This is a genomic window from Verrucomicrobiia bacterium, from assembly GCA_026414565.1.
GTDB lineage: Bacteria > Verrucomicrobiota > Verrucomicrobiia > Limisphaerales > Fontisphaeraceae > Fontisphaera.
This window is the reverse complement of sequence record JAOAIT010000018.1, coordinates 285,059-310,690: the sequence shown is the minus strand read 5'-3', so window position 1 is coordinate 310,690 and position 25,632 is coordinate 285,059. Positions and strand designations below refer to the sequence as shown.

The following is a 25,632-nucleotide window of genomic DNA, read 5'->3' as shown; positions in this document are numbered from 1 at the left end:
CTGCAGAGACGGTTATTGTTCAGCCGTTGGCTGAGGCCTGCCTTTATGCTTCCTGCAGGGGTTGGGGGCTGCCAGCAGCAATTTCCTTGACCTGGTTCAGCCGGCTGCCATGCTGGCGGCAACAAGCATTGATGTATGAAATTACGCATTCCTAGTCTTTGTTGGCCTGGTGTTGCCATATTGGTGACATTGGGTGGGCTGCCAGTGTTTGGCGCGAGCGATGTGGCGCCGCCCTTCTACGGCGATCCGCCGGATGAAAATCATCCCTGGGCGGTGCATGACCGCAACCGGCCCCTGCCGCCGGTGGTGACGCCCGGCACCTTTAGCACGCAGGAGCAGGCGGGCAAGCCGCCGTCGGACGCGATCATCCTGTTTGACGGTACGGATCTTTCCAAGTTTTCGGATAACAAGGGCAATCCAGTGAAGTGGGTGGTGCGGGATGGCTACATGGAGGTGACGCCTGGCTCCGGAGAAATTCGTTCCCGCGAAGAATTTGGCGACTGCCAACTGCACATCGAATGGTGCGCCCCCACCAAAGTGGAAGGCTCCGGGCAGGGCCGCGGCAACAGCGGCGTCTTTCTGCCGGGCGGCCTGGAAATCCAGGTGCTGGACAATTACAACAACCCCACTTACGCCGACGGCACGGCTGGCGCGTATTATGGGGTCATGCCCCCTTTAGTTAATGCCGTGCGCCCGCCCGGACAGTGGCAGGTTTATGACATTGTGTTCCGCCGCCCCGTGTACAAGGAGGGCAAGGTGGTGGATCCTGGTTATGTCACCGTGTTTCTCAATGGGGTGTTGGTGCAAGATCATACCCCCCTGGAAGGCCCGGGCGGCCACATGGGACGCTCCCGGGCGCGGCCCTTCCCGGAAAAGGGGCCGCTGCGCCTGCAAGACCACGGAAATCCCACCCGCTTCCGCAATATCTGGTATCGCCCGCTGCCGCCGCGGCCATCGCAGGGTGGCACGGATGGTTTCCTGACCCCCGAGGCCACGCTGGCGAAGCGCAAGGAAATTGCGGCCGGCATCCGCGCCAACGCGGCCAAGGCCGCCAATCCGGCCGACCCGGTTCCGGAATTGCGGTTGTGGATGGAGTCCCTGGTGTATGAAGTGGAGCCGTCCGCCTTGCAAAAGGTGGAGCAGATGGCGACGGCCTATGTGAAGAGTTTGAAGGCCTTGCCGCCGGAAAAGCTGCAGGGCAAGCGCGACGAAGCCCGGAGCCTGCGTGATGCTTTCCGGTATCTGGTGCGGGCCAAAGCTATTACCAATGAGTTCGGGCCCAAAGTGGCGCTGGAGGACCTGATCCGGGAGCAGGGGTGGGACAAACAGAAGAAATAGTCGCCGTCCCCAACGCAGTGTTGCCGCCCCCACCGCGCCCGTGCGCGGTGGGGGTTTTTTAATGCCCGTCAAAGGCTTCCTCAGGTATCAGCGTTGATTGTCAAGTTGCAGGATGGCGCCCAGGATTTTGGAGCGCACTGTGCTCTGCGTGCGGGGCGAGGTGAGCTTGCCCTCATAACGGTGAGTCACATAAAAGGTGTCTATGGCCGCCCCTTTTTCCGTGGTAATGCGCGCCCACGAAACATCCAGACCGGCATCAGCCAGAGCCATGGAAATGGCGTAGAGCAGTCCCAGACGGTCTTCGGTGATGATGTCAATGACAGTGGCGGTTTTGGCGCTGTCATTGTCAATCTGAATCCGGGTGGGCAGGCGTTCACCGCCCACGGCGCAGTACAGACTGGCGCCCAGCTTCTGGCGGTGAATCGCGGCGTACAAATCCACATCTCCCCGCTCCAGCACGCGGTTGAGCAGGTGGGTGCATTGCTCCCGTTGTTCCTTGCTCACCGGCCCGCCCGCCCGGGCGTCGGTGACGTAAAAGGTGTCCAGCGCAATACCGTCGGCGCGGCTGTAGATCTGGGCGCTCAAGATGTTCAAACCGCTGGCGCTGCATGCCCCGGCGATGCGGCTGAAGAGGCGGGGGCGGTCCCAGGTGCACAACTTCAGCTCCGTACAGCCACGATCCGGCAGGGGCGTCCAGTGGAGGATGGGACGCAGCGAGGCCAGGCCACTGTCCAGGTCTTCATCCACCGCGCGGCGCATGAATTGATGGGCCAGTTCCAAATCCAGCAGGATTTCCTGCGGGGTGCATTGCTGAAAATAACGCACGGGAAGATGTTGGAAATGGGCGTAGAGTTCCTCCTCGGCAATATGCCGGGGCAACTGCCGGGCCAGTTCCAGGGCGAGCAGTTGTCGGTGTTTCTCAGCCTCCTCGGCGGGCGGCCGGATGCCGCGCAGGTAATCGGACGTCTTTTGGTAAAGCTGCCAGAGCAGTGAATCCTTGAAACCATTCCACAGCTTTTCGCTGGTACCCAGGAGGTCCGCCACCGTGAGCAGGGTCAGCAGGCGAAGTTGTTCTTCGGTTTCAATGATTTGAGCAAAATGAGCGATGACCTGGGGATCGTTGAGGTCGCGCCGCTGGGAGATGCGGGCCATGTCCAGGTGGTGTTGGATCAAGTGGCAGAGCTGCCGCGTCGCGGCCCCGTCCAGGGCCATCCGTTGGGCAAAATTGCGCGCCAGACGCGCGCCAACTTCGGCATGGTCCGAGGTGTTACCGGCTTTGCCCGCGTCATGCAATAGCAGCGCCAAATTCAGCAAATACGGCTTTTCCACGGCGCGCAACAAATCCCCGTACCGCAGGAAGGGTTCAGTCTTGGCCTCCCAAATGACGTCGAGTTTTTCCAGGCACACCAGCGTGTGTTCATCAGCGGCGTACTGGTGATAGAATTCGTGTTGCACCAGGTTGGTGAGCCGGCCGAATTCCGGCACATATTTGCCCAGCAGTCCAACCTCATGCATCTGACGCAGGATGGCTCCCACGCTGCCGCGGTGGTTCAAGATTTCCAAAAAGGTTTCGCGCACGCGCGAGCTGTTGAGAAAACCACGGTTGACGAGGGGCAGCTTGTTGCGCATCAACTGCACCAGTTCAGGTTCAAAGATGAGGCCGCGCTGTTGTGCCAGTAAAAAAGCCCGCATGAGGCGATGGGGGGCCTCGTCAAAGATGCGGGAGGAGGCGGCCCCCATCTGGCCGCCTTGAATGCGGAATCCATCCACCACGGCGGGCTGCCTGCTTTTGCGCCACAGGCGGGGCAGGCTTTTAAGGAGGCGGTTTTCCTGGGGGGCAAGCGCGAGACGCTGCTCGACGGTGCGGGTGATGAGGTAAATATTGCGGGTATGGGTGTAATACTCACGCATGAAGTTCTCAATCCGCACCCACGCCGAGCGCTCCTTGAAGCCGAGGTGCCAGGCGACTGTGGGTTGATAATGCTTGGTCAGGATGTCTTGGGGACGCGGACTTTGATAGTGCAGCTCGGTGCGCACTCGCAGCAGGTAATCATAAGCGGCCTGTAGATCCCGCGCCTCGGCCGGATACACCATCTTCGCCTTGACCAGCTCCTCCAACTGGCCGACTCCATACTTGAAGTAGGTCATCCAGAGCAGGTTCTGGTAATCCCGCAGCCCGCCACAACCATTTTTGAGGTGCGGTTCCTGCATGACCGGCGAATTGCCAAATCGTTGTCGCCGGGCGGCCTGGTCGGCCAGGCGGGCAGCGATGTACTCCGCTTCGCGGCCTTTAACACACCGTTTAAGCAACTGGGTTTTCAGCCGTTGAAAAAGTTTTTCGTCACCACAGAGAAAACGGGCCTCAATCAAGGCGGTTTTGGATTGCATCTCCTTGTTGGCCTCGGCCACGCATTCCTCGATGGTGCGGGTGGCATGGCCCACCTTGAGCCCCAAATCACTTAATATACCCTCCCCAATCAGGGCCAGGGCTGGATGGGCTGGGCCGCGGCCGGGCGGCCGATCTTGCAGGAAGAGCAGGTCCACGTCGCTCCACGGATTCAATTCACCCCGCCCATAGCCGCCCACGGCGATCAGGGCCAGCGGTTGCCACTCCGCGGGTTTGGCCAGGGCTTGCAAGGCCGCGAACAGATTCTTGACCACCAAATCCAGCATCGCTGCGCGGGCCCGGCAAACTTCCTGCCCACCCCCGCCGTTGCGGTGGAGGATTTTCAACCGGTGTGATTGGATTTTAAGGAAATGACGATAGCGCGCCAGTTCTTGTGCCGGGTGCCGTCCAGGTGGCAATACCAGTCGGGCCGCTTCTTCCGTCATTTTTTCAAGCCAGCCAGCCATGCGCACGTAAGGTAGGCCCTCCGGGGTTATTTAGGCAAGCACAGCAGCGGCTAGCTTTGCCCTAAGAGCGAATGCACCTGCCGGACAAGGCTTGAAAAGAATTAATTCAGACTTGCCCGGAAGGTGGTAAGGGCACTTGGGCTGGCTTTTCTGCTGTTGACCCCCTGCACACCGCCAGGAAACCAGCAGCCTTGTCCAAGGTCTCGGCGTACTCCGCTTCGGGGACGGAGTCGGCAACGATCCCTGCACCCACGGCGAAATACACGCGCCCGGCATGGCACACGGCGGTGCGGATGGTGATGCTGAGCTGGCTCTCGCGGTTGAAACCAAGATACCCCATGCAGCCGGTATAAACCCCCCGTACCACCGGCTCCAACTCATCAATGATTTGCATGGCGCGGATTTTTGGGGCGCCGGTGATGCTGCCACCCGGAAAACAGGCCGCCAAGGCCGCGGCATGGGTCACTGACGGGCGCAATTCGCCTTCGATGGTGGAGACCAGGTGTTGGACGTGGGCAAAACGTTCCAAGCGTGCCAGGTCGGGGACTTGCACGCTGCCGTATTCGCAGACTCGTCCGAGATCGTTGCGCAGGAGGTCCGTTATCATGACCAGCTCGGCCATTTCCTTGGGGCTGGTTTGAAGTTCGTAGGCCAATTGGGCGTCGCGGGTGGCATCCGTGCCCCGCGGCCGGGTGCCCTTGATGGGGCGGGTGGTAATGTGCCTGCCGGTAAGACGCAGGAATTGTTCGGGAGAAGAAGAGGCCACCTGAAAATCTCCGGCATTGAGCCAGGCGGCGAAGGGGGCAGGGGAGACGGCCTGGAGGCGTTGATAAAAGGCAAACGGCGAGGTGGACAGGGGCGCCTGCAGGCGGTGAGAGAGGTTGACCTGATATATATGGCCGTGGCGAATGAACCACTGCGCGCGCTCCACAGCACGCAGAAACTGATCACGAGTCAGGGTGGAATGAAGCGCTTCGGAGGGCGGGAGGCTTATCGGTTTATCGCATGGCTTCTGCCCCACGCTATTATCCAACAGGGCCATCCAGGCCTCCTGTTGGCGGCGGGCTTCGGCCACGTCCTGGGTGCCGTCAGGCCGGAGACCGGTGGCCACAATCCACGCGCGGTGGGTGGCATGATCCACCACCAGCAGGCTCGGGTAAAATCCCACCCAACACTCGGGCAGGCCTAGATCATCCATGGAAATGCGGGTGAGGCAGGGCTCAACAAAGTGTTTAAGTTCGTACCCCCAGAAACCCATGGCAGCCCCGAGGGGGAAAGGGCAATCAGGTTCATCCGCCAGCTCGAAACGCTCCCACCAGGCATTGAGCACCTGCCAGGGATTGCCAAAAACTTCCGTGGTGTGGGAGCAGGAGCTGATAAGGCAACGGTTGCCCCAGCTACGCAAAACCAGCATCGGCCGCGCCGCAAACAGGGAATACCGCGCTCCGCTGGGGCCGGTGAGGGTGCTCTCCAGGAAAAGACTGCCGGGCTGGCCGGCCAGACAGGCCGTCAGGCTTTCCACGTCGGGAAAGCCATTCAGTTCTGACACGAGCACGCTCACGCGCTGAGGCTTTGCACCAACTGCGGGTTGCCGGGCAGCTCGCGCAGGGCGATGCGCCCTACTGACTTGTCGGAGCTGATCACCGCCAGGCTGCAACGCTCCGGTCGAAAATAGCGGGCGGCCACAGCACGCATCTCCGCGGCGGTGACGCGGCTCAAAGCGGCTTTCACCTCTACCGGCGGCAGGAAATCATTCAGCCCCAGGCATTGTTCCCCCAAATTCATCATCTGGCTTTCAGTGTTTTCCAGGCTGAGGTCTATCTGGCCCAGGAGGTAATCGCGGGCGCGCCGCAGCTCCGCCGGGCGCAGCGCATGTGTGGCCAGGTCTTCCAGCTCCCGCCAGATCAATTCCAGCGCCGGTCCGAGCTTTTCAGCGTCCAACCCGCCGGCGATGACCAGGTCGCCGGTGTCGGCAAAAAAACTAACCGAACTCTGGATGGAATAGGCCATGCCGGAGTCTTCCCGCAGCTTCTGAAACAGGCGCGAGCTCATGTTCTCGCCCAGCACCACGCTCAGCAGTCGTAAAGCCCAGCGGGCCGGGTCATGGCGGGAGCAGGTGCGCAGTCCCAGGGCAAACTGGGTTTGCTCGGTCTTGCGCCAGTGCAGATGAACCACCGGACCTTGAGGCCGGCCGGCGGCAGGCGCAAAAGCGGGTGGGGTGCCGGAGGCAAACTTGCCGGCCAGGGCCCTCACGGCCCGCAGAGCCTGGGCATGGGTGATGCGGCCGGCAGCACAAATCAACGTATTGCCCGCGCGGTAATGTTCACGCAGAAAGGTGGTAAGATGCCGCCGGCCCATGGCATCCAGCGTCTCAAAGGTGCCGGTGATGGGCCGGCCCAGCGGCTGGCCCGGCCATTGGAGCGCGTTGAGCAGCTCCAGGACGTATTGTTGCGGCTCATCAAAATATTGGGCCACTTCCTCCTTGATGACTTCGCGCTCCTTCCGAATGTCCTCCGGGGCAAAACGGCTGTGGAGGTACATATCCGTGAGGACATCCAGCAAATCCTCGAAGCATTCATGCCGGGCCTTGGAATAAAAGCAGGTGCTTTCTTCGCTGGTGAAGGCGTTGAGATAGCCCCCAATCCCCTCCACGGCTTGAGAGATTTCCAGGGGGGAGCGCCGGCGGGTGCCCTTGAACAGCATGTGCTCAATGAAATGGGAGGCCCCATTCAGCGGGGCCGGCTCGTAACGGGAACCGGCGCCGGCCCAGATGCCCAGGCTGACGCTGGTCATGTGGGGCATTTCGGCGGTGGCCACCCGCAAACCATTGGGCAGACGGGAAATGCGATAGACAGGAATTGGGGAGCCGTTTTTCTTGGAAGCTGCCATAGGACACTCACACAAAAGCTTTACTCACACGTTCAGGCACACCGGTGCGGCGGCGGTAGTCGAGGATGATTTCAATGGCATCCTCCTCCCGATCCACGAGCTTGACGAGGTCGAGGTCACCCGGGCTGATGTATTTTCGGCCCTCCATGGCTTTTTTCATCCAGGCCAACAGGCCGCTCCAATATTCACTTCCGAACAATACCAGCGGAAATTTTGGAATCCGCTGGGTTTGCACCAGCGTAATCACCTCAAAAAACTCATCGCAGGTCCCAAAACCGCCGGGCATGTATATGAAGCCCATGCTGTACTTCACGAAACAGACTTTGCGCGAGAAAAAGTAATGGAATTCGATCGGCACGTTCACGTAGCGGTTGCTCTTTTGCTCAAACGGCAGTTCGATGTTCAAGCCCACCGACTGCCCCTTCCCCCGGGCAGCGCCCTTGTTGGCAGCCTCCATGATGCCGGGCCCGCCGCCCGTAATGACCGCGAACCCATTTTCGGCCAGACCACGCGCAATCTTTTCAGCCGAACGATAGTACGGGTCGGAAGGTTTGGTGCGGGCACTGCCAAAGATGGTGACCGCCGGTCCGACCTTCGACATCGTCTCAAAAGAGTCCACAAATTCCGCCATGATGCGGAAAATCCGCCAAGGGTCCTCTTTTACAAAACCGCTTTGCACCGGTTGCATGGCAACAACGTACGAGCCACCGACTAAAAAAACAAGTGTCCAAAAAGCTAACTTGAAAATGTTATAATATACTCCTATGCAATATGTTACGAAATATAGAGGTTGGTGTATCCCTCAAAAACAGAGATCTCATTCTTGAGAATTCAAGCCCTTATGTACATGCAAACCCTTCCCCGCAGGTCCCGGTAGGATGTCGTTCTGCCTAAAAAAACTATAAATACCTGAACGGCAATGGTTTATTCGTAGTTTCCATTGCGCGAGCGTCCATTCCAAGGCCGTTCGCGTTTTGCGGGAAGGGTGTCATCCACTTTGGCGTAATAGCTACCTTCGCCCAAAACCTCGTTGACCTCCCTTTCCAGTTGGATACTGGGTGCGACGGCAAAAGTCTCATGCGCCTCGATGAACAACACGGCACCATCCTCCTGGATCACCGCCAGAAAGAGGGGACAGCGGCCACGGTGCCGTTGAACAATGTCAAAGACGTGCTGCAAATTTTCTTCTGTTAAGGCGCTTCTTGGGATCCGAATCTGCACCTGCTTGGTAAGCCGTTGGGGAGCTTCTTCGAGAGGAATGATTTCGGCAGGAAACAGCTTCGGCACGTCTTCGTCGTTACGCACCTCCCCGGTGACCAGCAAGGGAGCATTGGGAATGACCAGGGCCTGAAACTGCTCGAAGGCCTCTCCTGTCAGCAGGATTTTCGCTATGCCGTCCATGTCCTCCAAGGTGGCCATGAGGTAGGGACGGTTGTTTTTCTTGGAGATGCCCTTTTGCGCCGCCGTCACCAATCCCCCCATGCGAACCATGGAGCCACTAGCCATGGTTTTTGCCGATTGAGTGTTGTGGGTGGAGTAACGGACCAAGGTGCGTTCAAAAGGCTGCAGAGGATGCCCGGTCACGTAGAACCCCAACAACTCCTTCTCGTATTGCAGCCGCTCATGTAAGGGCCAGTCCTCGGCAGGTCTTTCCGCCGCAGCGGGGGCTTTGGGTGAAGACGGCGTTTCCTGAAAGACATCAAAGAGGTTGTCTTGGCCGGCCTGGCGGTCGGCGTGCATGCTGGCAGCACGCGCCAGCACGGCGTCAATCTGCTCGTACATGGCCTTGCGTGGCTGGCCGAAACCATCACAGGCGCCCGCCTTGATGAGCGCCTCGAGCACTTTGCGGTTGACGCTTCGGTTCTCCACGCGGGCGGTCAGGTCTGCCAGGGAATGGAAGGGGCCGCCAGCCTGGCGGGCTTCAATGATGGCGCTGACGGCCACTTCCCCGATGCCCTTGATGGCGGCCAGGCCGAAGCGAATTGCCTGGCCGTTTTGATCGGGGCTGAAATGCATCTGGCTCCGATTGACGTCAGGAGGCAACACCTGAATGCCGAATTCCCGGGCCTCATTGATGAGAATGGCGACTTTATCCGTGTCGCTCATGTCGTTGGTCATCATGGCGGCCAGGAACTCCACGGTGTAGTTGGCCTTCAGATACGCCGTTTGATAGGCGACGATGGCGTAGGCAGCCGCGTGGGATTTGTTGAATCCATAGCCGGCAAACTTATCGAGCAAATCGAAAATGGCATTGGCTTTGTCTGCCGGGATTTGATTTTTTTCCCAGCAACCTTTGACAAAAACCTCCCGTTGTTTGGCCATTTCCTCGGGCTTTTTCTTGCCCATGGCCCGGCGCAACAGATCGGCGCCACCCAGGGAATAGCCGGCCAGGACCTGCGCGGCCTGCATGACCTGCTCCTGATAAATCAACACCCCATAGGTTTCCCGGGTGATCGGCTCCAGGAGGGGGTGCTCGTAAACAATCTCCCGGCGGCCATGCCGGCGCTCCACAAAATCATCGATCAGCGTCATGGGGCCGGGGCGGTACAAAGCCACCAAGGCCGTGATGTGCTCAATGGAACTGATTTGGAATTTCCGGCACAAATCGCGCATCCCCCCTGATTCCAGTTGGAATACGCCCACCGTCAAACCCCGGTTGAGAAGATCGTAGGTGGGCTGGTCGTTCAGTGGCAGGCGGTCAATCTGGATTTTGATGCCTCTTGTCTGTTCCACCATCTGGCAGGTGTTGCGGATGACAGTGAGCGTTTTCAGCCCCAGGAAATCCATTTTCAACAAGCCCAGGTCGCCCACCGGCCCCATGGCATATTGGGTGACAATGGCTCCGTGTTCGTCTTCTTTGAGTGGAAGCAGGTTTTCCAGCGGTTCAGGACCAATGACCACCCCCGCTGCATGCACGGAGGCGTTGCGGGTCAAATCCTCCAGCACAAAGGCAATGTTGAGGAGCTCCTGGGTTTTGGGGTTCTCCTCGTATTCCTTGCGGAAGTCTGGAGATTCCTTCAGCGCTTTCTCCAGGGTCATCTTGGGGTCATTGGGCACCATTTTGGCCAGGCGGTCACATTCGCCATAACTCCAGCCCAGCACGCGCCCCACATCGCGGATGACGGATTTGGCGCCGAGGGTGCCGAAAGTGATGATCTGGGCCACGCATTCCTTGCCGTATTTTTCGCGCACATAGTTGATGACCAGTTCGCGCCGGTCATCGGCAAAATCTATGTCAATATCGGGGGGGTTAACGCGCTCCGGGTTGAGAAACCGCTCGAACAGCAGCCCATACCGGATGGGATCCACGTTGGAGATTTCCAGCAGATAGGTCACCAGCGAACCGGCTGCCGAACCGCGGGCCACGCATGACACCCCCCGGCTGCGGCCATACTGCACAAAATCGCCCACGATAAGGAAGTAACTGACGAAATTGGTTTTTTCGATCACCATCAATTCCAGGGCCAGGCGATCCATCACGACCCGAACGGCCTCGGCGACCAGGGGATGGCGGAGATTGGCCTCCGGATCGTCCCACAAACCGTCCACCCCGGGCCAGGTGGGCAGCCGGAAAGGATCTTCGATGGCGACCGGTCGAATCACCTCTCCTTCCAGAACCGCGCGCAGGGTGTAGCGGCGTTGCAGTCCCTGGAGGATTTGCTGGCGCAGGTAGGTTTCGCGGGTGATGTTGGCGGGCGGTTGAAAAACAGGGTAGTTCAGCACCCCAAACTTGATTTGCAGATCGCAGCGCTCGGCCACCGCCAGCGTGTTGGTAACAGCTTCCGGGATTTCCGCGAACAAGGCGTGCATTTCTTGGGCGGAGCGGAGATAAAACTGCCCCGGTTGATAACGCAGCCGGCGGGTGTCTTCGCGCACGGTCTGCAGCCCGATGCACAGCAGGCAGTCGTGGGCTTCCGAGTGCTCCTTCTTCAAGTAATGCACGTCATTGGTGGCCACGAGCGAAAGGCCGAATTCTCGCGCCCACTGGATGAGATAGCGGTTGACGGTTTGCTGCTCCGGCAGGCCGTGGTTTTGCAGTTCGAGAAAATAATGCTCCGGCCCAAAGAGCTGCTTGAACCAGTCTATCACCGCGCGGGCCTTGTCCAGTTCGCCCTTGCGAATAAGCTGGGGGACCTCGCTGTTCAGGCACCCGGAGAGCACCACCAGACCCTCGTGAAATTGCTCCAACAGCTCCTTGTCAATGCGGGGCTTGTAGTAATAGCCTTCGAGATGGGCCCGGGTTACCAGCTTGATCAGGTTGTGGTAGCCGGTGTTGTTCCGGGCCAGGAGCACCAGGTGGTGGTAGGGATCGCGTCCGCTAGTGCCGCCCTTTTTCTCCCGGCGATGGCCGGGAGCCACATAAACCTCGCAGCCGATGATGGGTTTCACCCCTTTACTGCTCACAGCCTGATAAAAATCAATGGCCCCGTACATCACCCCATGGTCGGTGATGGCCAGGGCCGGAAACCCCATCTCCGCGGCGAGACCGGCCAGTTTATCCACGCGGCAGGCCCCGTCCAGGAGGGAGTATTCCGTATGCAAATGCAGATGCACGAAGTCGGCATGCGACATGCCTTTCATGTTGGGGGGTGGCCGGGGAATGTCCAGTGTTTGTTATCCGCAAAATGCAGCCGGCTGCCTTTCTCCGGTTGATGCGGTTTTAGGGATTGCAATCAAGGAACGGAGGTGGAAAATGAGGTGGTAATGCCTGTTGACCCTTGAAAAGCACTCAGTCTGGTTATGAAAAAGACACTTCTATTTCAGGGAGCAGTCGCAGCGGCATTTGTCCTGGGTTACTTCATTTCCGGCCAGCGATGGCACCGGCATTACGCGGCGGAAATTCAACGGCTCGAACAACAGTGGCAGCAACAAGGCGCGGCGGCGGTGGCGGAGGCGATGGCAAGCTCCAAGTGGCGGCGGCCGGCCGGAGAACGGGACAACGCTGGAGCCGCAGGGGCTCCCCGTGTCGCGGCGGCAGATAGCGCGGCCGTTGTCCCGTCAGTCAGCCCCGCCCTCGGCCTTTCCAGCCCCCGGGAAATCCTGGCCCGCATTCGGGAGTTGCAACAAAGTGGCGGTCCCAATAGCCAGCGGGCCATTCAACGTTTGTTGAGCGAACTGGTGCTGGCTGGCCCCCAGTCGCTGGAGGCCATCAGGGAATTCCTGGCCGCAGGGGAGGACATGAAGCTGGACGCCCAAGGCAAGGGGAAGGCAGGGGGGGGCAAAGCTGGCTGGCTGCGGCAGGAGCTGCTGCAAGTGGTGCAGGAAATTGGCGGTGAACAAGCCGAACAATTACTGGCCCAGGTCATGACCCAGGCCGCCAGCCCGCAGGAAATGCTGCGGCTGGCCAAAACCCTGGAAAAAATGGCCCCTGGCAAATACCAACAAGCCGCCATTGCCGCGGCCAATGCGCAACTGGCCACCGCGGCCAACACCAAGGGGGACATTGGCCCCTCCTTGGAAATCCTGGCCATGTATGGGGATCACTCCTACGTGCAACAGGCCCAGGCCAACCTGGTGCAGCCAGATGGGCGCATCAATAAGGATGCCTTGGATTATCTGCAAAGTGTGTTGAAGCAGGACTTTCTTCCCGTCGCCCAGCAGCTCTTTCAGGATCCCCGCCTGGCCGATGCTAAACTGCGCGAGGAATTAAGCCGGCTGGCTGCAGAGTACGTCGGCAGAAATGAGCAGGCCAATCAAATGTGGTATCAGTCCGCGTTGAGTTCTGATTTGCCCGATAAAACCAGGGATCGGCTCATTCGGGATCTGGAAAAGAAGGGTTTTCAAGATCCCAAAAATCCTACCCCCCAAGACGTGCAACTGGCCCAGGCCCGGCTTCAACTCTTGGAACATCTGCGGAATCAAATTCAGGCATCTTCGCAGCTCGGTGTGTTGGATGAGACGCGCCTGCGTCTGGCCGCGATGGTGGACCCCAACCTGCGTCAATCCCTGCAGGCCACCCCCAAGGCCAACAAACCGCCGCGCTAAGCGGATGGGCCGGGAATCGGGGCAGTCACTCGGGGATCACCTCACTTTTTCGATAGACCATCCCTTGAAAGATGGCCACCAGGTCACCGGCATCATCGCGCACCTCCACGGTGTAGGAGGCCAGTTTGGGGTTGCGGGCCAGCTCGCGGGCCTCCGCCCAGAGGGTGCCGGAGACGCCGGCCTTCAAAAATGAAATGGAGGCATTGATGGCCACGGCGATGTTGCCGTGGGAGTTGCTGGCGGCGGCAAAGGTGAAATCCGCCAGCGTAAAAATGGCCCCTCCATGAACGGTGTTATAGCCGTTGAGGTGGTAGTCCTGCAGGGGCATCCGGCATTTGGCGTAGCCGGGGGCCAGCGACACCAGCTCAATGTTGGCGCGGGCAGCAAAGCGGTCGTTCTTGAAAAAGCGGCGGATTTTTTCCATAGGGCGCTGAAATTTCCCCCGCATCTTCACGCCAGGGAGGTGGGGGTGACAATGAAAAAAATGGCGGCAACTCAACATGTTGAACGTGCTTGAGGTCCGATTCGCGCAAGACCATGAGGTCTTTGCTTGCTGTGGACGTCACCAATTTTGGGGATAAAAATTTTTAGATTTTTTTCTCATTCAGGCTTGCATTTTTTGGACGGTTCTCTAATTTTATAACCCAGCAATGACATCCAAACGTGCCTCAGCCACAAGCTGTTTTATGTGGTTGCCTGGTAGCCCGCCCTATCGGGCAGGGGGCGTGTGGGGTGTCATTTAGAACCCTCAAAGCAGTGAGCACCATGAAAACCAAGCCTGTCTCCACGTATCGTCAACTGGCCCGGACCTTCCGCCGCTGGCCCGCCCGCCTTGGCGTGATGGTCGCGTACGTGTTCATGACGTTGGCCCTGATGGCCTTCCCCAATATCACCAATGTGGTGGAAACGGGGGGCGATAATGAACCGACGGACACCGTTACGGCCAAATGGACCGGGGTGACTTTCACCAACGGGGTGCCCGGCGAATTTCTAGACCCATACACCGTGCCCCTCTTTGACAACGGTGTTCCTGCCTACGTGGACCGCACGCACACTTGGAAATGGTTCACCAATGGATTGGGCCAGCCGGTGTCCCTGCCTTATTTGCAGGGGGCGGAATATATCATGATTGGCAATGACAATCGTGATAACACCAACTTGGTGCTGGACATCTACCTGGCGGTGCCGTCCCGCGTCTATCTGTTGGTGGACAACCGTCTGGGCGAAGCCACTCCGAACGCAAACGACCCGCCAGTCTTCGGTCCCAACAACATGCAATGGCTGGTTACTAATGGCTGGGTCGCGGTAATGAACGGCCTCAACCGCGCCGGGCGGGCGGACTGGCCGGATGAAGTGGCCAACGACAACAACAACGACGGCTCGCTTAACGATTTCATGTCGGTCTATGTCAAAACGGTGCCTGCGGGTCTGGTGAAAACCTTTGGGCCGGACAATGGCGGCCGGGCGTCTTATGGGGTCGTTATTGCCCAGGCACTGCCCGCGCCTTCGATAACGGTGCAACGGCGCGACGGGGCGCTGCGGCTCTCCTGGGCGCCGGTAAGCGGTGCCTCCAGTTATAACATCCAACGTGCCACTACGGCGGGCGGGCCGTACACGCTGATCACCAACACCACGCAAACGGCGCTTTTGGACACGGGTCTGGTCAATGGCACCACTTATTACTACATCATCAATGCGGCTTCCGCGCTGGGTGAAGGGTTCTACTCGGCGGAAGTCAGCGGCTTGCCCTTGGCGGCGGTGGCGGACCTGACGGCGACCTATAATAACGGCCAGGTTGATTTGAGCTGGCCGGCCTTGACAGGAGCGACGAGCTACAAGGTGTATCGCTCGCTGGTTTCGGGTGGACCCTATCAGTTGCTCAGCGGCAGCGTGTCGGGCACGAGCTACAGCGACAATACCATCACCAATGGCGCCACTTACTACTACGTTGTCACGGGCAATTTGCCTGAGGGCGAGAGCAGCCAGTCGCCGGAGCGCAGCGTGCTGACGCCTCCAGCCATTGTGGTGCAGCCGCAAAGTGTCAGCGTGCCCGAGGGCGGCACCTTCAATCTTTCGGTGGTGGCGGTGGGGCAGGGGACGCTGACCTACCAATGGCGGAAGGACGGTGCCAACATTGGCGGGGCCACCAGTGCCAGTTATTCAAAGAGCAATACCGCAATTAGCGACGGAGGGGCCTATGACGTGGTGGTGGCCAATGCCGCGGGCAGCGTGACCAGTTCGGTGGCCACGGTGACAGTGTTACTGGTGCCGGTAATCACCCAGCAGCCGCAGGCGCAGTACTACTTCGCCGAGGCGAGCTTCGGCGGATTCAGCATCCAGGCCCGTGGGCAGACGCCGCTGACCTTTATCTGGCAGAAACTGGTGGATACAGCGTGGCAAAATGTGACCTCTGAGGCGCCTGCTTCCAACGCCTTCGCGCGGTTGTCTTGGACGGCCGCCGATTCCGGGCAGTATCGGGCGATCATCACAAACGATTTGGGGGCCGCCACCAGCACCGTGGCCAATGTGACGGTGGTGCTGCCGGTGAGCATCACCACACCCCCGCAGGGAGCGGTGGTGGGCGTGGGCGGCAGCCATACGTTCACGGTGGCGGCCACGGGGAACCTGCTGACATACCAGTGGTACAAGGACGGCCAACTGGTGAGCGGGGCCACCAATGTTTCCTTTACGCTCAATAACATTCAAATCACCAATGAAGGCAACTACTCGGTGGTGGTGGCCAACAACTTCTTCAGTCAGACCAGTTCGGTGGCATTTCTGGATGTGAAATTTGCCCCTATCATCACCACGCAACCGGCCAATCAAACCACGATCATCGGCGGCAGCGCCACCTTCACCGTGGCGGTCAATGCCGATCCGCCGGCCAGTTTCCAATGGCAATTAAACGGGATTGATATTCCGGGCGCCACGTCGGCGACGCTGGTGATCAACAACGCCAACATGCAAAACGTGGGACGCTACAGCGTGGTGGCCATGAACGACCGGGGCGCCACCACCAGTTCCGCCGCCACCCTGCAGGTTAATTATCCGGCGCCCACGTTCTTTGATCCCTTCAATACGGAAGCCGGCTTCAAGAGCACCTATCACACCAATGCGGGCAATTTCAACTGGGTAAACACCGGCGGTGTCAGCAACTCTCCATCGCTCGATCTCCCGAACAATGCGGACGGTTCGGCCACCTTGACCAACCGCAGCTTCAACTTCTCACGCGCCGGCAAAGTCATTGGCGTGACCATGATGGTCAAATTCAAGACGGCGGGCGGCAGCGGCAACCCGCAGCGCATTCTCCAGTTGGGCCTGGTGCAGGGGCCGCAGAGCCGGCCAAATGCCGATGCGGACAAACAATGGATTACGCTGCGCTGGGACACCGTGGCCAACAGCAGCCCGGAAACTGACTTCCGCTTCCAAAACAAGGAGTCAACCGACACCACCGTGGTGGACGGCATCGTGGTCAATCGCAACCGACCGCTGAACAACCGTTGGTACAGGGTGGTCGTTTGGTTTGAAAACGTGGACAACTACAACATCCGTGTAACCGGTCATGTGTGGGATTATGGTGCCGATGGCCTGGTGCCCGGCCGCATGGTCCATTACTTCGCGCCCATGCTGATACCGAACACTGTCATCGCGCGGGATCCGGATGTGTTTGTCTCCTTCCGCGGCAACAACGATACGGGCACTGACAACCTGGACGACCTCGCCATTTACGAGGATTATCGGCCGCTGCCGTTGATTTCCTCGGCGCCTCTGTCGCAAACTGTGACGCCCGGCACGCTGGCCACTTTCCGGGTGGGGCTTGAAGGCAGCTTGCTGGCCAGCCCCTCGCTGCAGTGGTATGCCAATGGTGTGGCCATTCCGGGGGCGACGAACATTATTTACACGACTCCGCCGGCCAACGCGGCGATGAATGGGACGTTGTATTATGTGGTGGCCTCCAGCCCTTATGGCTCGGTGACCAGCAGTGTGGCGCGACTCACCGTCCAGGGCACTGACACCACCGGGCCAACCCTGGTTTCGGCCGGTGCGGCGGGACGGCATTTGGCCACGGTGGTCTTCAGCGAGACAGTGACCAAAGCCACGGCCGAAAACCCGGCCAACTACACAGTGACCGGTGCCAGCGTGGGCAAGGCCACTTTGTTGGATGATTACCGGACCGTACGACTGGATTTGCTCACGGCGCTGCCTTCCACCACCTTCTCGGTGACTGCGGCCAACATTGCGGATGCCAGTGGCAACGTGGGCGGGGGCACGGTGGCCGGCACCGGGTGGGACTGGAACTACCTCGGAACCAACATTGGTTATCCGCTGGTTTATGGCAATGTTGAAGCGGCTCCAGCCCCCAATGCCATTGATTTCTCTGCCGGCGGTGCAGATGTGTGGGGCAACAGTGACCAGGGGTATTTCTTCCTGATTCCGCGCAAGGGCGACTTTGATATCGTGGTGCGGGTGGAAGAAATCGTTCGCGCCCCTGAGACACTGATTATGGAGGCCCAAAATTCCTCTGATCTGGCCAAGTTTGGTCTGACGGCCCGCGACGACTTGTATTCTGCCGCACCGTGGGTGACGGTGCATCCGTTCCCGCCGGCCACGTCTCTGTTGTGGCAGGGCCTGAACCGGTTTGAAGCCGGCCGGCGGGCCACTCCGGCCGAGGGGGCTGCCACCATTCACAGCGCCACCACGCCGGTGGTGACGTTCCCGAACTGTTGGATTCGCTTGCGCCGTGCGGGCGATACCTTTACGCCCTACGCCAGCACCAACGGGGTCACTTGGACGGTGCTGACCGGTTCCTATACCAAGAGTTCGCCGGAGACGATGTGGGTGGGCCTGTTTGGCACGGTACACTACAATGCCAACTGGTACATGGGCAAGGCCTCGGGCCGCTTCCGTGACTTTGGCGAATTTACTTATCCTGGAGCCACGGTGACCATCACCACCGACCTGGCTGCCTCGGCCAGTGTAGCTGACAGTAACACCCTGGCCCTGACGGTGGCCGCCACCGCGACGGTGGCGCCGGCTTCAGAGCTTCGCTACATCTGGCAACGTGCAGAGCCCGGCAGCAGCTCGTTTGTGACCATTCCGGGAGTGGCTTCCACCAGCGCCTCCTACACCACGCCCACGTTGCGGTATTGGAGCGATCATGGAGCCCGCTACCGTTGCATTGTTCAAGTGCCGGGCGCGCAGGCGATTTCCCGGGAGCTGGTGGTGAACATGACGGATAGCACGGCACCCACCGTTTCCTCGGTGGTGGTGGCCCCGGGATCCACCAACAGCCTGCTCGTCACCTTCTCCGAGGGCATGAGCCTGAGCGCATTGACCAACATCGCAAGTTATTTGGTTGTGGACGCAGGGAACACCCCCCTGACGGTATTGAAAGCCGAGCCTTATGGCAACAACACTCGGGTGGTGCTCACTGTGAATGCTGCCCTGATTGCGGGCGCCAACTACAACGTGACCTTCATCAACATGACTGACGCTGCCAATAACCCCTTGGCAGAGGTCACTCGCTCGGTGACCGCTCCCAATTATGCGAGCAATCCCATCCTGTTCGAGATGTGGCAGAACGTGCCCAACTACGGCGGCCGCTTGCAGGACCTGATTTATCATCCGCGGGTTCTGGGAGGCGCGGTGGACGTGCTGTATTACACCAATGCGCCCGTATTTAACTTCCCGAACTTCATTGATTCGACCCTGAACAACTATGGTGCGCGGGTCCGCGGCTATTTCGTGCCGCAAAGCTCCGGTTTGTACCGCTTCTGGATCAAGTCGGACGACGGTTCGCGGATGTTCATGAATACCAATGCCGTTAATAGTTGGGATCCGGCTGATGCCGTGCTGATTGCCTATAGCAGCGGTTCATCGGGCACCAACTACGGCACTGGCAACCGCTATCAATTGGGCGGCATTAACATGGTGGCGGGCCAGCGTTACTACTTCGAATTCATCCATGCGGAAGGCACGGGTGGCGACGGCTTCGGCATCGCCTACACCATCAACAGCACTACCACCCCCGCGTCGGATTCCTTCATCCCCGCCTCGCTGTTTGAGGCGCCGCTTGGTCCGGTGCGCGTGCAGGAGATTACGCCTGCAATGCCATTGACTTATGCGGGCCGCGTGGTCTTGAAAGCTCGGGGTATCCAGGGCGCCGGACCTTACATCATGCAATGGTACCGCAATGGCGTACCCATTCCGGGGGCTTCCGGGCGGGGTTACACTTTGGAAATTAACGCTACTCCCGCCGACGCCGGCACCGTTTACACGTATGTAATCAGCAACGCCTTCAGCCGGGCGGAGGCGAGCGTAACGATTGCCTTCGCCGAAGACCCGACGCCGCTGCAAATTGTGCGGATCCGCTCCGAGGCTACCATGGACGGGGCGATTATCGAATTCAACCGTCCGCTGGATCCGGCGTCGGTATATACTCCGAACGCCATCCAGGTGGGCGGCGGGCTTCCGGTTTACGGCTGGCGTTTGCGTACGGATGGCAGGGCCATCTTCGTGGCTACCGGCCCGCAGAGTGAATACACCACTTATCCCTTGACCCTCACCGACATCCGGGCTGCGGGCGTCAATGGGCCCTCACTGACCGTCGCCACGAACTTCACCTCGCACTTCCTGGTTCAGGGCTTTGTGCGTGTGGAGCGGTACGATGAGATTGGGAAGTGGGACTTTGTGGCCCCGGGCACGCCGGCCAGCGGTCTCTACCTTAACCAGAAGTTTGTGGACAAACAGCCGGACGTGGTGGATGTGCGCAATATCTTTTATTATGCGCCCGCCAATTTGGAATATTACGGCGCCCGGGTCATTGGCTGGTTTGTCCCGCCGGAAACCGGCAACTACGCCTTCTATGTGCGCAGCGATGATGGCTCCATCTTATTTGTCAATCCCACCGGACCGGCTGCCGAAGGCAAGCAGGTGGTGGCCAGGGTTGAATCTGCCAACGTGGCCTTCAACAACACTGTCAACGGCAATCCGCGTTACTCCGTTGCCGCCTTGTCGGCAGGCCAGCGTTATTACGTGGAGGCCGTGATGCAGGAGGGCACGGGTGGGGATTACGTGACGGCCATCATTCGCGGTCCCAACAACTACTACGTCCCCAGCGACAACAGCTCCGAGCCGGGTACCAGCGGCGCCTACTTCCTCATGCCGGTGGCGCCGGAGAATCGGACGGATGTCTATGTGCTGCAACCGCCGGGCACCGTGACCGTGGCTCCGGGACAATCCGCCACGTTGACCGTCATGGCGGCGGGCATCGACACGCGGCTGCCCATCCAATATGTCTGGCAGCGGGAAACGGCGTATGGCTCCGGCGTGTTCACCAACATCCCCTACGCCCTGGCCAACACTTATGTGACTCCGCCGGTGAGCGAACCTACCAACCGCTTCCGCGTCATGTGTTACACGCCCAGCGGTTTCGCCAGCGCCATCGGCACGGTCATCCTTTCGGCTCCGGATGCCGTGGGGCCGGCAATCATCGGGGCCAGCGTGAAAGTCATGGCGCGCGAGCAGGTACGCGTCATGTTCAACAAAGCTCTGGCTCCCGCCACCGCCAACAACACGGCCAACTACCGGATTACTGATGGTCTGGCCGACGTGCCGGTGGTCTCGGCGGCGCTGCAGGCCGATGGCACGACGGTGTTGCTGACACTGGCCCAGGCACTTATGCCGGGCGCAGCGTACAATGTGATCGTGAACAACGTGACGGACACCGTGAGTCCGGCCAACCCAGTGCCCGCCAACACCAGTTACAAGTTCTGGGTGCCTCAAGGTTATATTGTCCGCAAACAGTATAACTTCACCTCGAGCAATAATCCGGGCTCGCTGTCGGCCCTGACCAACACCACGGTGTGGCTTAACGATCAGCCGTCCGTCATCGAGTTGATGACGGTGCCGGACAAGCCGACACTGAACATTGACTACTATGCCACCCGCTTCCAGGGTTACCTGATCCCAGAGCGGACCGGAAACTACACCTTCTACATTGCCTCCGACGACAATGGCGAGTTGTACCTGAGCACGGATGAGAATCCGGCCAATATTCGGCTCATCTGCTACGAACCGAGCTATGGAAACTCGCGGGATTGGACCAGCAACGCCGGTGGCCGTCGCGGTATTAATCCGGCTACCGGCATGCAAGCCAACATCTCGGTGCCCATCTTCTTGCAGGCGGGCAAGGCCTACTACATTGAAGTGCGTCATCGTGAAGGCAGCGGTGGCGACTATGTGGCCATCAACTGGAAAGCACCGGGTGATATCGATCCGGTCAACGGTGTTATTTCCCGAATCGGGCCGGACAATTTGTCCGGTCTGACCCCGAACTCGTTTGCGCGCGTCACCGGTTTGCCGGCCAGCATCACGACGAATGAACTGGCGACGGTGACCCTGGCTCCGCAAATTGATGGCTTCCCGCTGGTCAGCATCCAGTGGCGCACCAATGGGGTGCCGGTGGCCAATGCCACCAACCGCACCTACACCACGCCAACCCTGTCGTTTGCCGCGCATAATGGCATGGCGGTGGATGTGGTGGTCGTGACGACCTACAACAGCATCACCAGCAGTCCCACCGTCATTAATGTGGTGCGCGATCTCGAAGCGCCCACGCTGGTGGCGGCGCAGGGTGGCTGGCGCGGCACACGCGAGTTCTGGCTGCGCTTCAGCGAGCCGGTGTCGGCCGCCTCGGCGGGCAATACCGCCAATTATCTCGTGACCAATGACGCCGGCGCCTTAACGGTCGTCAGTGCCCAGTTAATGGCCAACAACCGTGACGTCTTGCTGACGCTGAGCCCGCTGCCCACCGAGGGGGCCACTTATACCGTGGTTGCGGCCAATATTGCCGATCGGGCGGCGACACCGAATGTGAGTGGCGCCTTGGTGACTACGGTGACGGCGTGGACCTTCACCACCAACTTCGTGTACTACGAGCGGTACACCAACATTACCGGATCGGCCATCACCGATCTGACGAACAATGCGAAGTACCAGGCGCGTACGGCTGACATTACCGGTTTCACCAATTTCGTGAATCTGGGTAACAACCTGACCGATGCGCTGTGGAACAATTACGGCGCGGTCATCCGCGGCTTCTTCACGCCGCAAGTCAGCGGGCCCCACGTGATTTATGTGGCCCATGATGATGCGGTGATTGTCCGGGCCAGCCCGGACGACAATCCCGCCAACGCGGTGGAAATTATCAACCAACCGTGCTGTCAGGGTACCTTTGCCGATGGCCTCCGCTCCTTCACCAATAACTTGGTGGCCGGACAGCGGTACTTCTTTGAGGTGTTGGGCAAGGAGGGCGGCGGCGGTGACTACTTCCGCTTGGCCATCCGTCCGTGGATTGACGTGAGCGATCCCAGCTACACCGATCCGTCCACGTTACCACCGCTGGGCGGCTCGGGGATTGGGGTCTATGCTCCGCCCTCGGCGATTACCATCACGCAGCCGCCGCAAAGTGCCAACGTGGTGGCCTATCGTTCTGCGACGCTGTCAGTGCAGGCTGCCGTGAATCCGGCGCCACTGACTGAATTCCTGGCCTACCAGTGGCGCAGCAACGGCGTGAACATTGTCGGCGCCAACGGGCCGGTGTACACTACCCCGATCTTGACGCCTGACTTGGTGGCGGTGAATTACTCGGTGGTGGTCATGGCTCCTGGCGCCGCTCCCGTCGAGAGCGCCGTGGCGACGGTCACCGTTGTGGCTGATGTCGAGCCACCTACCATACAATGGGCGGTTGCCTTGGACGGTTATCAGTTGTATGTGCGATTCAATGAGTTGTTGGAGACCGTGCTCTACAACCCGGCCGATGCCACCTTGTATTCGGCCAACAACGGTACCATCAACTTCTTGAGCGGTGAGTTGTTGCCGGACGGCCGGACCGTCAAGCTGACGTCTGACTCTTACCTGGCCACGGGCACTGAGCTTGCCTGCCAGATGGCTTATGACCGGAGCCAAAACCTGGCCTTTAATCTGTCGGCCACGATCCAAAATTATGGATTCAGGTTGGCAGATATCGGGTTGGGGCTGGGCCAGCTCACCGGACCGAGCGTGGTTTCCATGCTGGATCTGGGAGTCTTTAGTGTGAACTGCGACGGTGTGGACATCTGGGGAACCACTGACGGCGGTCAACTGATGTATCGCCCGGTGACGGGTGACTTCGATATCCGCGTCCGCGTGCAAAGCCTGACGCAGGCCAACGCCTGGACCAAGGCGGGTATCATGGCCCGTGAAACCACTAATAACGCCAGTTTCAACGTGTATATGTGCTCGACGCCGCGTGGCGGCCAGAACACCTTCTCGTTCCAGTGGCGTGATTCGGCGGTGGCGCCCAACTCCCAAAGCACCGGTGATGCTGCCATTGGTCTGGTGCGGCCGCCGTTGGCCGATTATCCGAACAACTGGGTGCGGCTGGTGCGCCAGGGCAACGCCTTCTCGGCCTACTACAGCTATGATGGCGTGAACTGGATCTGGCATTACACGCGGGTGTCCTCGCTGGCCCGGACGCTGCTCGTGGGCTTGGCGACGACCTCGCATGACATGAACATCCGGGCCACAGCGGTGTATGATAACCTGTACTTCCCGCCGCCGCCGTCGTTGACGGTGGATTCGTCCCTGGAGAACATCCAGGTCAACCTGGGCGGGTCGGTCACCCTCACCGCCACAATTGTGAATCCGCCCAACAGCGGCCCGCTGACCATCAAATGGTTCAAGAATGGTGTGCTCGTTCCGGGAGCCAACAGCGCCACCCTGCAACTGCCTAACATCCAGGTGGCGGATGGGGGCGTGTATGTGGTGGTGGCGGGTAACCATGGCGGCGAGACCTCCAGCCAGCCGCTGGTGGTCAATGTGGTCAATCAACGTCCAGTGACAGGGGCGGATACCCTGACCACCCAGGCCAATACGCCGGTGACGGTGCCCGTTGCGCAGTTGCTGGCCAATGACAGTGATCCGGAAGGGGCCACGCTCAACTTTGAGCGGGTGTACGCCGGTCTGCCGCGGGAGCTGTCCTACAACTTCAACGACGGCTTGTTGCCGGTCAACACCATGACCTACGGTAACGCCTACATTGATGCCGCGGGTGGGGTGGGTAATAGCGGCGTCCTGAAGTTGACCGACCCTGTGGGCAGCCTGAATGGCAGCTTCGTGGTGAATGACTCCGCCATCAGCGCCATGGCGGTCTCCGAATTCACGATCCGTGCCAAGCTGTTCATCGGACGTGGGTCGGCGAATGCCGCCGATGGCATGAGCATCAACTTCGCCACCGATCTGCCCGATGGCCCGTCGCCCGGACCGGCCGAGGACGGTGTCGGCAGTGGCTTTGGCGTCAACATTGACAACTACAATAGCGGCGGCAACGAAGCCCCGGCCATCGAGGTGCGGGTTGGCTCGTGGCTGCTGCGCTATCCGATCGCCAAGATTAACATGAGCGATTACCAGGACCTCTACATCCGCATGGACGCTGACGGCACGGTGGATGTGGCCCTGGGCGGGGTCATGTACTTCAATAACGTGCAGACTCCCTACCAGCCCATCACCGGTGGCCGCTTCGGCATCTACGCCCGCACGGGTGGTGAATACGAGGCGCACTACATGGATGACCTGTACATCCTCGCCGTGCCGCGCAATACGGCCCAGGGCGGCACAGTCTCGGTGGCTGGCGGTCAGGTCACCTACACGCCGCCACCGTCTGCGTGCGGTGCGGATACCTTCTATTACGCCGTCAATGACGGGCAGACGGGCAGCACGGTCTATCAGGCGGTGACGGTGATTATCGCCGAAACCACGCCTGTGCCGCCGGTGTTTGTGACCGGATTGCAGGATCAAACGATGGGCGCGGGTACGAATCACCTCCTGGTGGTGCCCGATCTGCGCTCGCAAGTGGTGGCGACGGACAACGGGTGCTATGTGGTCATTGAGCAAATCCCGGCTCCGGGCAGTGAACTGCCGCTGGGCACTCACACCATCACCATGATTGCTACGGACGGCATCGGGTTGACGGCGACCAACCGGGCCAACCTCAGCGTGTATCCGACGGTGCCGCCACTGATCACGGTGCAGCCGACCAATGTCACCGCGACTGCGGGAAGTACGGTCGTGTTCACCGTGGCGGCGATTGGTGGTGATCCGGCGCTCTACCAGTGGAAGAAGGATGGCGTGAATATAGACGGAGCCACCAGTGCGACATTGACGCTTACCAATGTCATGCCTGCCTCGGCTGGCGTTTACAGCGTCGAGGTTCGCAACAGTGTGGGTTCGACCATGAGCCAGGATGCGACCTTGGTGGTGACCGTCGTTCTGCCTCCGACAGCGCCCAATATAACCGCACCGGTGTATGGGCCGGCGGGATTCTCCTTCACGGTCGAGACGGTGGCAGGTGCCTGGTACTGGATTGAGTACAAGAACGACCTGAACGATGCCCAGTGGCAGCGCCTGCCGGCAGTGCAAGGCACGGGCGGCGTGCTGACCTTGGCTGATCCTGCTCCGGCCGGCTCCAAGCGGTTCTACCGCGTGGCGGCGAGCACCACTCAGCCCTAAAGCCAACACTCGTGCGTA

At 59.8% G+C, this 25,632-nt stretch carries 9 protein-coding genes; 3 read left to right on the top strand and 6 right to left on the bottom strand.

Annotated elements, in window-relative coordinates; genetic code table 11:
- The first annotated feature begins 189 nt into the window (after window positions 1-189).
- The gene (locus N3J91_05400; protein ID MCX8155875.1) at window positions 190-1,338 is read left to right on the top strand and encodes a DUF1080 domain-containing protein; all 1,149 of its coding nucleotides are present in this window, start codon (window positions 190-192) and stop codon (window positions 1,336-1,338) included.
- A gap of 87 nt (window positions 1,339-1,425) precedes the next feature.
- On the opposite strand, the gene glnD is transcribed toward N3J91_05400, so the two are convergent.
- The 5 genes from glnD to dnaE form a co-directional block, all read right to left on the bottom strand.
- Window positions 1,426-4,191, bottom strand: a complete 2,766-nt coding sequence (glnD, locus tag N3J91_05395) for a [protein-PII] uridylyltransferase (protein MCX8155874.1) — start codon at window positions 4,189-4,191, stop codon at window positions 1,426-1,428.
- A gap of 106 nt (window positions 4,192-4,297) precedes the next feature.
- Window positions 4,298-5,752, bottom strand: a complete 1,455-nt coding sequence (gene pabB / locus N3J91_05390) for an aminodeoxychorismate synthase component I (GenBank protein ID MCX8155873.1) — start codon at window positions 5,750-5,752, stop codon at window positions 4,298-4,300.
- Entirely contained in the window at window positions 5,749-7,080 is a 1,332-nt protein-coding gene (locus tag N3J91_05385) for an insulinase family protein (GenBank protein MCX8155872.1), read from the bottom strand. Before N3J91_05385 ends, pabB begins: the two co-directional genes overlap by 4 nt.
- Window positions 7,081-7,087: 7 nt before the next feature.
- The gene (locus N3J91_05380; protein MCX8155871.1) at window positions 7,088-7,711 is read right to left on the bottom strand and encodes a TIGR00730 family Rossman fold protein; all 624 of its coding nucleotides are present in this window, start codon (window positions 7,709-7,711) and stop codon (window positions 7,088-7,090) included.
- Between the two features lie 293 nt (window positions 7,712-8,004).
- On the bottom strand, window positions 8,005-11,652 hold the full coding sequence (gene dnaE, locus N3J91_05375; protein MCX8155870.1) for a DNA polymerase III subunit alpha: 3,648 nt from the start codon (window positions 11,650-11,652) through the stop codon (window positions 8,005-8,007).
- 168 nt (window positions 11,653-11,820) lie between these two features.
- On the opposite strand from dnaE, the gene N3J91_05370 reads away from it, so the two are divergent.
- On the top strand, window positions 11,821-13,065 hold the full coding sequence (locus N3J91_05370; GenBank protein MCX8155869.1) for a hypothetical protein: 1,245 nt from the start codon (window positions 11,821-11,823) through the stop codon (window positions 13,063-13,065).
- A gap of 25 nt (window positions 13,066-13,090) precedes the next feature.
- On the opposite strand, the gene N3J91_05365 is transcribed toward N3J91_05370, so the two are convergent.
- Entirely contained in the window at window positions 13,091-13,489 is a 399-nt protein-coding gene (locus N3J91_05365) for a PaaI family thioesterase (protein ID MCX8155868.1), read from the bottom strand.
- Between the two features lie 341 nt (window positions 13,490-13,830).
- On the opposite strand from N3J91_05365, the gene N3J91_05360 reads away from it, so the two are divergent.
- Window positions 13,831-25,614 carry an immunoglobulin domain-containing protein gene (locus N3J91_05360; protein MCX8155867.1) on the top strand — a complete coding sequence of 3,928 codons (11,784 nt, stop codon included), beginning with the start codon at window positions 13,831-13,833 and terminating at the stop codon, window positions 25,612-25,614.
- Window positions 25,615-25,632 lie beyond the last annotated feature (18 nt).

Coding starts and splice junctions, on each gene's coding strand:
- glnD (MCX8155874.1), bottom strand. CDS start 4,191: ATGGCTGGCTGGCTTGAAAAAATGACGGAAGAAGCGGCCCGACTGGTA.
- N3J91_05385 (MCX8155872.1), bottom strand. CDS start 7,080: ATGGCAGCTTCCAAGAAAAACGGCTCCCCAATTCCTGTCTATCGCATT.
- N3J91_05380 (MCX8155871.1), bottom strand. CDS start 7,711: ATGGCGGAATTTGTGGACTCTTTTGAGACGATGTCGAAGGTCGGACCG.
- dnaE (MCX8155870.1), bottom strand. CDS start 11,652: ATGTCGCATGCCGACTTCGTGCATCTGCATTTGCATACGGAATACTCC.
- N3J91_05370 (MCX8155869.1), top strand. CDS start 11,821: ATGAAAAAGACACTTCTATTTCAGGGAGCAGTCGCAGCGGCATTTGTC.
- N3J91_05365 (MCX8155868.1), bottom strand. CDS start 13,489: ATGGAAAAAATCCGCCGCTTTTTCAAGAACGACCGCTTTGCTGCCCGC.
- N3J91_05360 (MCX8155867.1), top strand. CDS start 13,831: ATGAAAACCAAGCCTGTCTCCACGTATCGTCAACTGGCCCGGACCTTC.